The 10,423-nt window shown below is 28.6% G+C and carries 7 protein-coding genes, 1 tRNA gene and 1 pseudogene; 8 read left to right on the forward strand and 1 reads right to left on the reverse strand.

All coding sequences use genetic code 4. The features are described 5' to 3' along the window. Window positions 1–262 precede the first annotated feature (262 nt). The 6 genes and pseudogenes from EHV01_RS01385 to gatB all read left to right on the forward strand — a co-directional run bounded on the left by EHV01_RS01385 (window position 263) and on the right by gatB (window position 7,708). Window positions 263–744: pseudogene (locus EHV01_RS01385) on the forward strand (PTS sugar transporter subunit IIA). A 113-nt stretch (window positions 745–857) separates the two neighbouring features. Then, window positions 858–2,483: a hypothetical protein gene (locus EHV01_RS01390; protein ID WP_422065886.1), complete on the forward strand. Its 1,626-nt coding sequence runs from the start codon at window positions 858–860 to the stop codon at window positions 2,481–2,483. Between the two features lie 11 nt (window positions 2,484–2,494). Beyond that, entirely contained in the window at window positions 2,495–4,498 is a 2,004-nt protein-coding gene (ligA, locus tag EHV01_RS01395; protein ID WP_422065887.1) for an NAD-dependent DNA ligase LigA, read from the forward strand. Between the two features lies 1 nt (window position 4,499). Next, window positions 4,500–4,793, forward strand: coding sequence for an Asp-tRNA(Asn)/Glu-tRNA(Gln) amidotransferase subunit GatC (gene gatC / locus EHV01_RS01400; protein ID WP_342256400.1), 294 nt, complete (start codon window positions 4,500–4,502; stop codon window positions 4,791–4,793). 1 nt (window position 4,794) lies between these two features. Beyond that, entirely contained in the window at window positions 4,795–6,273 is a 1,479-nt protein-coding gene (locus tag EHV01_RS01405) for an amidase family protein (protein ID WP_422065888.1), read from the forward strand. After that, window positions 6,266–7,708: an Asp-tRNA(Asn)/Glu-tRNA(Gln) amidotransferase subunit GatB gene (gatB, locus tag EHV01_RS01410; RefSeq protein ID WP_422065889.1), complete on the forward strand. Its 1,443-nt coding sequence runs from the start codon at window positions 6,266–6,268 to the stop codon at window positions 7,706–7,708. Before EHV01_RS01405 ends, gatB begins: the two co-directional genes overlap by 8 nt. Before the next feature lie 11 nt (window positions 7,709–7,719). Here gatB and EHV01_RS01415 read toward each other — a convergent pair whose 3' ends face one another. Next, on the reverse strand, window positions 7,720–8,421 hold the full coding sequence (locus EHV01_RS01415; protein ID WP_338990398.1) for a potassium channel family protein: 702 nt from the start codon (window positions 8,419–8,421) through the stop codon (window positions 7,720–7,722). A 103-nt stretch (window positions 8,422–8,524) separates the two neighbouring features. On the opposite strand from EHV01_RS01415, the gene EHV01_RS01420 reads away from it, so the two are divergent. Next, window positions 8,525–10,117, forward strand: coding sequence for a potassium transporter TrkG (locus EHV01_RS01420; RefSeq protein WP_422065890.1), 1,593 nt, complete (start codon window positions 8,525–8,527; stop codon window positions 10,115–10,117). Window positions 10,118–10,185: 68 nt separating this feature from the next. Then, window positions 10,186–10,276, forward strand: a tRNA-Ser gene (locus EHV01_RS01425). Window positions 10,277–10,423: the final 147 nt, after the last annotated feature.

The following is a 10,423-nucleotide window of genomic DNA, read 5'->3' on the forward strand; positions in this document are numbered from 1 at the left end:
TTATTTAAAGCTCTGAAAATGAAAATACCAACACAAAGGTTTAACACCAAACCAACAATCAACGGTATTATATTTTAACGTTTAAAAAATTTAAAGCAAAATCATAATCTTACACAAAATTAGTTTTCAAATTGTCATATTGATGATTTTTTTTATTTCATCAAGAGTTTTCGACAAAATTAAAGAATAAATTTAATAATTTTATAGTATACTAAAGATAGATGACAAAGTTGTCTGCTTAATGAAAAAAGGAGAAGAAAAGATGGGATTATTTAGTAAAAAACCAAAAGAACTTGAAATAATTGCCCCTGTAGATGGTGAAGTTATTGCTTTAGATAAAGTTGAAGATGAAGTATTTTCACAAAAAATGTTAGGTGAGGGTTTAGCAATTAAACCAAGTGCTGGTAATTTATTGCTCTAATTGCTGGGAAATTAATTACCGTTTTTCCGACAGGTCATACTTATGGAATCAAAAGTAATAATGGTGTTGAAATGTTATTACACATCGGAATGGATACAGTTTCATTAAATGGAAAAGGATTCGATATTCAAGTAAAACAAGATGATAATGTTAAACAAGGGGATTTATTATGTAATGTTGATTTAACAGTTTTAAAAGCTGAAAATGTACCAAGTTTAGATACGCCAATTGTTTTTACACCAGAAACAATGAGCGGTAAGACAATTAATATTGTTAAAACAGGTAATGTTAAACAAGGAGAAATTATTGCTGTTATTAAATAGGAAATAATTTTAACTAATAAGTGATTTATAAAATGGAAATCACTTTTATTTTTGTTTATAAAGTATATTCTAGAGTGTTTTTGCTATAATTGTTAAGAAAGGAAGAAGGTCAAATGGTAAAAATAGTTTTAATTGCGATTGTTTTTTTCTTATATTATTACTGAGTCTTTTCTTCAACAGGGGCAATTTTAGCCGAATTTTTAAAAATTCGAACTAAAAATATTTATTTTGGAATGATTATGGGTTTTTTCTTTTATTTTGCTGTTATTTCTTTTTTGCTAATTCCATTAGAATTTATTCCTAATTTACGTTATATTATTTTAGTTTATTCATTATTATCAATTAATATTTTATATTCATTATTTTTGTTATTATTTATTCGTTATTGATTTAATATTAATTTATGAGATTGAAATCACGCCATTTTTTTTGTTGCATTTGGTGTTTTTATGGCATTATATTATGCTAAAAATTATTTTATTGCTCCTTCAGGTTCAAACATTACTAATAGTTATATTTTAAGTTTTTATTTTTTTGCTTCAGTTGATAATAATATTATTTTTAAATTAAATCCAAATGTTACGATTGCTAATGCTCAAGCTTTAGCAACATTATCTTGGTTTACAAATGTCTCAGTTTGATTTGTAATGACTGGAATTGATCCAAGTGATATTATTTGAAATTTATTAAATATTTTAGATGCAATGCTATTTGCTTCAATTTTTGTAACATTATTGAGTAATTTTGCTAATAAAAAAAGTAATCGTTTTTTAATTGGTACTTTATCACTTCTTGTTTTATCTGCTTCAAAATTATTAATTTATTATTTTGGATATGATTCATGGCATCAACAGAATATGTTAACTGGTTTATTTTTTGTCACTTTTATTTTAATGACAATTTACACAAATGAAGAATACCGCAGTAGTAATATGCCTTGAATTATTGGTATTATTTTTGCAAGTTATATTACCTTTGAATGAGATGCATCGTATATTATGTTATTTATTATTTATGTTTCAACATGAATTAGTATGTTAAAATATAAAACTAATTTCTTAAAAGATATGGTTAAGTTTACTTTATTTTCAACATTATGTTTTATCTTTTACAACGCACAAATAAAAAATATTTTACTAATTTTTATTTTTTTAGGATTATTTTTGTTAATGATAATTTTATCATTTTTGTTATATCGCAGTTATTCACGAGTACATGATATTGAAATAATGATGTACCTAGGGCAAAAAAAATTATTATTTGTTGTACCAATTATTTTTACTTTAATTTCAGTAGTCATTGTTTTAGCAATGGGGGAAAATAACTTAAATTTTTGAACATTAGAAACAATTGCATCAGCCTTATATGTGCAGTTAGAATTAGGGCGTTGAGAACCATGAACAAATATTGTCTTCTTAATTATTTCTTTTGTCTTTTTAGGTTTAGCTTTAATTTGATTATTCTTTTTTGAACGAATTCCGAATTTTGTTGCAAAAACTCCAATTAATATGCTATCAATTTTAACAGTAACTTTCTTTAATCCGTTAGTTGGGCGTTTTTTAATTTTAATTTTTAATGAACAGGCTTTGTTAAACAATGCTACGGTTTTTATTGTTGCGTTATTAGTTGCCTTAAATATTAGTGTTTATGCATTGAAAATTAAACCGTTTAAAAAATGGCATTTTAAAAAACCACCAATTTCCCCGCATCATAAAAAGAACCTAAAAATAATAAAATAAAGGAGGATATTATGACTTTTGAACAAGCAAAAAAACGTAGTTTAGTATTAAAAGAACAGTTAGAACAATGAAGTTATGAATATTATGTGAATGATAATCCTAGTGTCAGTGATCAAGAATATGATCGAGCAATGCAAGAATTAATTGCAATTGAACAACGATATAGTGAATTAATTACAATTGATTCTCCAACGCAACGTGTTTCTGGTCAAGTTAGCGAAAAGTTTAATAAATATGTTCATACAAGTCCAATGTTAAGTTTGGGAAACGCATTTAATTATGATGATTTAATTCATTTTGATGAACAAATTAAAGAATTGACTGGTTTGCCAGAGGTTGAATATACTTGTGAATTAAAAATTGATGGATTATCAATTTCATTAGTTTATGATAATCATCTTTTAGTGATGGGGGCAACTCGTGGAGATGGTCTTACTGGTGAAGATGTTACTATTAATATTAAACAAATTAAATCAATTCCGCTTCGAATTGACCAACCAACTTTAACTGTTCGGGGTGAAGTTTATTTATCAGTTGAAGAATTTAAGAAGATAAATGAGGAACGTGCGAAAAATGGCGAATCTGAATTTGCTAATCCTCGAAATGCAGCAGCAGGAACTTTACGGCAATTAGATTCAACAATTGTTGCAAAACGAAAGTTAAATGCATTTTTATATTATTATGTTAATGCTTTGCAGGATGGAATTCAATCACAGTACGAAGCGTTACAAAGATTAGAACAATTAAAATTTAAAACAAATCCTGAGTATCGTTATTGTTCAAATATTGCGGCAGTGTGAGCATATATTCAAGAGTATGAACCAAAACGTCATCAATTAGGTTATGAAATTGATGGAATTGTGATTAAAGTTAATAACTTAAATTTATATAATCGCATAAGTTATACTGCTAAAAATCCAAAATGAGCAATAGCTTATAAATTTCCAGCAGAAGTTGTGGTTACAAAATTGCTTAATATTTTTCCTTCTGTTGGAAGAACAGGACGGATTACTTATAATGCTGTTCTTGAGCCAGTTCGTATTGCAGGAACAATTGTACGAGCAGCAACATTACATAATGCTGATTTTATTACTGAGCGTGATATTCGGATTGGTGATAATGTTCAAGTTAAAAAAGCGGGGGATATTATTCCGGAAGTGATTAATTATGTTGTAGCTTGTCGCCAAAAAAATGCTCAAAAATGACATGAGGCAACGCATTGTCCAGAATGTAATTCTTTATTAGAACGTGTTGAAGGTGAGGTTGACCAGTATTGTATTAATTCTGTTTGTCCTAAAAAAATTACTCGGGGGTTAGAACATTATTGTTCACGAAATGCGATGAATATTGAAGGAATTAGTGAAAAAATTATTGAACGATTATTTAAATTAGGATATTTAAAAAGTTTTATTGATTTATATCAATTAGAGCAATACCGAGCGAAAATTATTGAATTAGAAAATTTTGGTGAAAAATCATTTGAAAATATGATTGCTTCAATTAATAATTCAAAAAATAATTCCTTAGAGCGATTATTGTTTGCATTAGGAATTCGACATGTTGGTCAAAAAACAGCAAAATTATTAGCACGACAATTTAAAACAATTGCTAATTTAGCCGCCATGGATATTGAACAATTATCAATTATTAATGATATTGGTCCAATTGTAGCAGCTAGTGTTGTTGATTATTTTGCAATTCCAGCTAATCAACAAGAACTTGCCTTACTACGCCAAAAGGGGGTTAAAATGGAGTATTATGCTACTAATCAGCATTTAGCACAGAAGTTTGAAAATTATCGGTTTGTGATTACCGGAGTTTTATCAAAACCACGAGAATATTTTAAAGAGTTAATTGAAAGTTATGGTGGGCAAATTTCTGAAAGTGTTAGTGCAAAAACCACGTATTTACTGGCAGGGGCTGATGCTGGTAATAAATTAGTAAAAGCACAAAAATTAAATGTTAAAATTATTAATGAAGAAGAATTTCAACAATTATTAAATAAGGAGGGATAAGATGGCACGAATTACAAAAGAAGTGTTACAAATGTTAGCACATGATATTATGCTAGATTTACAAGATGAGGAACTAACTAATTTAAGTCAAGAATTTGATGTTATTTTAAAACAAATGGATTTAGTACAAAAAATTGATACAACTAATGTTCATTCAATGCATTTTCCATTTGATTTAACAGTTGACTATTTGCGTGAGGATGATGAGATTGATGTTGCTCCGCAAGCTGAAATTTTAGCGGCAGCACCAAAAAAAATAGATGATTATATTGTAATTAATAAGGTGGTTAAATAGAATGGCAGCTTATTCAATCAAAGAATTACATCATCTTTTAGTTGCTAAAAAAATTACTCCATCGCAAATAGTTAAGAATGCTTTTACTAATTTAGACAAATATCAGGTTTTAAATGCAACAGTGATAGAATTAAAAACAGAAGCCACAGCTTTGGCAGCTAAATTAGACCACCTTGTTGTTCCTAAAAATAATTATTTATTTGCCTTACCATATTTTGCAAAAGATAATTTTGCAACAAAAGGAATTAAGACAACGGCGAGTTCAAAAATTTTAGAAAATTTTATTCCAAATTATGAATCAACAGTAACTAATATTTTGAAAGAAAACAATAGTATTTTATTAGGAAAAGCAGCTTTGGATGAGTTAGGAATGGGTGGGCATGGTTTATATGCCTTAACAGGAGATGTTTTAAATCCTTGAGATTTAAGCCGGATTACTGGTGGCTCATCATCTGGCTCAGCAGCTTTAGTTGCAGCTGGTGTTGTTCCATTTGCATTAGGAACAGATACAGGTGATTCAGTACGAAAACCAGCAGGTTATTGTGGTGTTGTTGGTTTTAAACCAACTTATGGTTTAATTTCACGGTATGGTGTTTTTCCTTATGCGCCATCATTAGATACGGTTGGATATTTTACTCGAACTGTTGAAGACAGTGCAATTGTTTTTGATTATTTAGCACAAGAAGATCACAAGGATGCAACCTCATTAAAGAGTAAGGAACAAGGTTATTTTAAAAATTTATCATCAGAAAAAATCAAAGAACAAAAATTTGCTTATTTAAAAAATGCGCATGCGATTCTTCCAGATGAAATTAGAATTTATTTTGATCATTTATATGATGAATTAACAGCCCGCGAGATTAGTGTTACAGCAATTGATTTTCCAGAAGATTTACTAAAAGCATTAATGCCAGTTTATATGGTGATTTCTTTTACCGAAGCAGTAAGTAGTCATTCAATGTTGGATGGAATTAATTATGGAACACGAGTTGATGGGGACACTTATCAAGAAGTAATGATGAATTCACGAACTAATGGTTTTGGTCATGTTGTTAAACGTCGTTATGTTATTGGTTCATACACTTTAACAAAAAATAACCAAACATTATTATTTTTAAAAGCAAAACGAGTACGACGTTTAATTGTCAATGCTTTAACTACTGTTTTTGCAAAATATGACTTTTTATTATTACCAGCTGCATCAACGATTGCTCCAAAAATTACTACTATTATTAAAGATCAAATTTTAACAGAGGCAGAACTAGAAAATTATGTTGATGATTTATTAGTATTAGGTAATTTAATGGGTAATCCATCATTAACTGTTCCACTTGCTTTTGTTGATAAAATGCCAATTGGAATAAATGTTAATGCTGCTCCTTTTGCTGACCAAAAGGTCTTTAATGCTAGTTTATTAATTGAAGAGATTGTTGGAATTAAAAATAAAGTGGCACCAGAAAGGGGGAACAATCATGATTAATTTTGAGGTAGTAATTGGAATTGAAAATCACGTTGAATTAAAAACAAAGACAAAAATGTTTTCTTCTGGCGCAGTGAGTTATGGGGCTAAACCCAATAGTATGGTTAATCCAATGGATGTTGGGTATCCAGGAGTAATGCCAACAGTTAATAAAAAGGGAGTTGAGTTAGCGTTAATTGCTTGCCAAGCACTTAATTTGACAATTGATCCAGTCATTCAATTTGATCGTAAAAATTATTATTACCCTGATTTAGCAAAAGGTTTCCAAATTACGCAGCAATATTATCCAATTGGTCAAAATGGATATTTAACGATTATTGATGAGAATAATAAACCTTTTAAAGTAGAAATTGAACGTCTGCATATTGAAGAAGATACTGCTAAACAGTTGCATGAAGAAGACCAAACGTTATTAGATTATAATCGTGCTGGAATTGGTTTAATTGAAATTGTAACTCGCCCTGTATTACGGTCAGCGTTTCAAGTTCGTCAATATTTAGAAACTTTACGTGAAATTTTAGTTTATACCAAAGTTAGTGATGCTAAAATGAATGAAGGTTCATTACGATGCGATGTTAACATTTCGTTACGTCCAATTGGTGTGAAAACATTTGGTGATAAGGTTGAATTAAAAAATCTTAATTCAATTGCAAATACTGAAAAGGCAATTGAATATGAAATTACAAGACAAAGTGAACTTTTATTAATGGGAAAAAAAATTGAACAAGAAACACGCCGATTTGATGAAAAAACAAAAACAACGGTTTTAATGCGTCATAAAACTGATGCTATTGATTATAAATATTTTTCTGAACCAAATATTTTTCCAATTAAATTAGATCCAAATTGAATGACAAAAGTTCTTAAAAATATGCCAGAATTACCAGCTGTCAAACGTAAACGTTATTTATCAAAATTAAATTTAAAACCAGCTAATATTGAAATTATTTTACAAGATTATGCCTTAATGAATTTTTTTGAAGCAGCAATTAAGTTATCACCACATTATGAAATGATTGCTCATTATTTAATTGGTGATATTAGTGCTTATTTAAATCAAAAAGGATTAACAATAAGTGAAACAGCATTAACACCACAAAATTTAGTTGAAATGATTATGTTAATTAATCAAAATATAATTTCAAATAAACAAGCCAAAACAGTGTTACAACGAATTTTAAATGAAGATTGTGCTCCAACGAAAATTGTTGCTGAATTAGGATTAAAACAAATTAGTGACCCAGTTGAAATTAAAACAATTATTGAGCCAGTTTTTAATGCTAATATAGCAATGCTAGAACAATATGAGCAACGGCCAGAACGAGTAATTAAGTTTTTTATGGGTGAATTAATGAAATTAACAAAAGGACAAGTTGCCCCAGAAATTGGCCAACAAGTAGTTATTGAATTAATTACAGCGAAACAAGGGAAATAAAAAAAAGATGGTTACTTACCATCTTTTTCATATTCTTGATCAATTTTTTGTAATTTAATTGTTAAATCATTAATTGCACTAATTTTAGCAATAAATAATAATTCATCATCTAATTTAATTGTTTCAACATCTCCGGGTAAAATAACACGGCCTTTACGTTTAACATAAACAATATTATAATCTTTATTATTAATAAAACGTAATTCTGATAATGTTTGTCCTTCAATATTTGGATCAGTCACCTGAATAATTAATGATGCATAATTTTCATCAACAGTTTGCATTTCAATGTCAATATCAAACATTGCTTTAGTTGCCGTAATACTTCCGGCCATTGTATCGGGTTGGATAATATTATTAATTCCTAATGCTTTTAGAATTCGTGCATGACGGATATCTTTTACTTTCGCAATAATATTAGTAATTCCAAGGTCTTGTAATCCAATAATTGTTAAAATACTAGCTTCAATATTACTTGCGATTGTGATAATGACAGTATCATACTCGTCTAGTCCTTGCTCAATTAGATTTGTTTTAACTGTTGCGTCTAATGCTACGCCATCAACTTGTTCATAACTAGCAATCATATTATTAACCTTAGTTTGGTCAATATCAAAGACCATAATGTGTTGTTTTCTCGCAATTAGTGTTTCAATTATTGAACGTCCAAAATTATTTAGTCCAATAATTGCAAAACTTTTTCTTCTTGCCATTCCTTTTCCCCCTTATTGCACTTTTAATTATACTATTTTTTTTATTATTAGCAATAATTACTAACTTGTAGTATATAATAATATTAATGAAAGAGGGACACAAATGGTTTTTTTTCAATTATATTTCAAAAATATTTTTAAAAGAAAAAATGATAATAAACGACAACGTAATAATGACCCAACTGCACCATTAACACGGCGTCGTCATTGGTTACCCTTCTCAAAAATATCGGGAAGATTATTTTTAGTTTATATTTTAATTGTTCTTTTAGGCGGACTACTGTTATCAATTCCAGGTTTTGTTCATGGCGGAGAACGGATGATTCTTGATGGAAAAGGTAAAATTTTAAACCCTTTAGTTACTTTTGCGTGAAATTATTTAATTGGTTTATTTACTGCTGCTAGTGCTTTTTCTGATACTGGAATTACAATTAGTAATCCTGCAGCGGATTATACTTTTTGGGGACAATTGGTAATTTTAATTTTAATTCAAACAGGTGGTTTTGGAATTGCTACTTTTAAAATTATGATTTTTGTATGATTAGGGCGTCGAATTTCAATTAAGGATAAAATGCTAGTGCAAGGTGAACGAGGAAGTAGTAACTTTGGGCATACAATGGATTTAATTAAAAATAGTTTTATTTTTTTAATTATTTTGGAATGTTTTGGGGCAATTTTATTATTTTGTAATTTTTATTTTTCACCGTTATCAGTAGAAGGAAAATTCATGATTGATAATGTTACTTATCATAATTTTTGACGAAGTTTATGAAGCGGTGTTTTCCACTCAATTTCATCAATTAATAATGCTGGGTTTGATATTATTGGTAATTCATCATTAATGCCTTATAATACTAATTATTTTATTCAATTTGTGTTTTTATTCCAATTTATTATTGGTGGTTTAGGTTTTCCAACTTTTTACGATTTAAAACGAAAATTTGTAGCCTGACGACGAAAAGAACATGTTAAATTTACCTTATTTACTAAAATTAATTTAATTACTTATATTGGTTTATCAATTATTGGTGTTTTTAGTGTTTGATTAATTGAATTTACGAATATTAATACAATCCATCCTGAAACTGCTCAGCATATGGAAAGTATTTTACGAAATTCAAAATCAAATTGAAATGGTTTTATGAATATTTTCTTTAATACAATGTCAACCAGAAATGCAGGTTATTCAACAGTTGAAATGAGTAACTTTTTACCAGGATCACGAATAGTGATGTCAATTATGATGTTTATTGGATCAGCGCCTTCTTCTACCTCAGGGGGGATTCGAACAACAACCTTAGCTGTTATTATCATTACAATTTGGTCTATTATTCGGAATAATAATAGTGTTAATGCTTTTAAACGGAAAATCCCAAATGAAACAGTAAAACGAGCGTTAGGAGTTACTGTTATTTCAGGAGGTTTAATTGCGATTGCCATTATCTGTATTAGTGCTGAAAATCCTCATCTTGATGTTTTAAATACTTTTTTTACAATTTGTAGTGCATTTGGAACAACAGGATTAAGTACTTTAAATTTTACCGAACTATATAACATTGGTATTTTAAGTACTTTAATATTGATTCTATTAATGTTTATTGGGCAATTAGGAGTTTCTTCAACGTTATTAGTTTCAATTCGTGGAAGTAGTGAAAAAGAATACAGTTATGTTGAAGAAAATATTTTAATTGGATAGGTTGAAAAAATAATCTTTTTCTCTTGTTTAAAATGATATCTTTTGTATAATATATAGGGTATCACCACGGAACAGTACTCAAGTTGGTGAAGAGGGCACCCTGCTAAGGTGTTAGGTCGGGTAACCGGCGCGAGAGTTCGAGTCTCTCCTGTTCCGCCATTTAATTTACAGTTAACGAAAAAAAGTAATAAAGAGTTATAAATAATTTCTTTAATTTTGTCGAAAACTCTTGATATTTATAAAATATACCTAAAATTAGGTATATTTTTAATATATGGAGGTAAATAATTAATGAAAAAAATAATA

Source organism: Spiroplasma sp. hy2 (assembly GCF_044714365.1).
GTDB classification, from domain to species: Bacteria; Bacillota_I; Bacilli_A; order Mycoplasmatales; family Mycoplasmataceae; genus Spiroplasma; species Spiroplasma phoeniceum.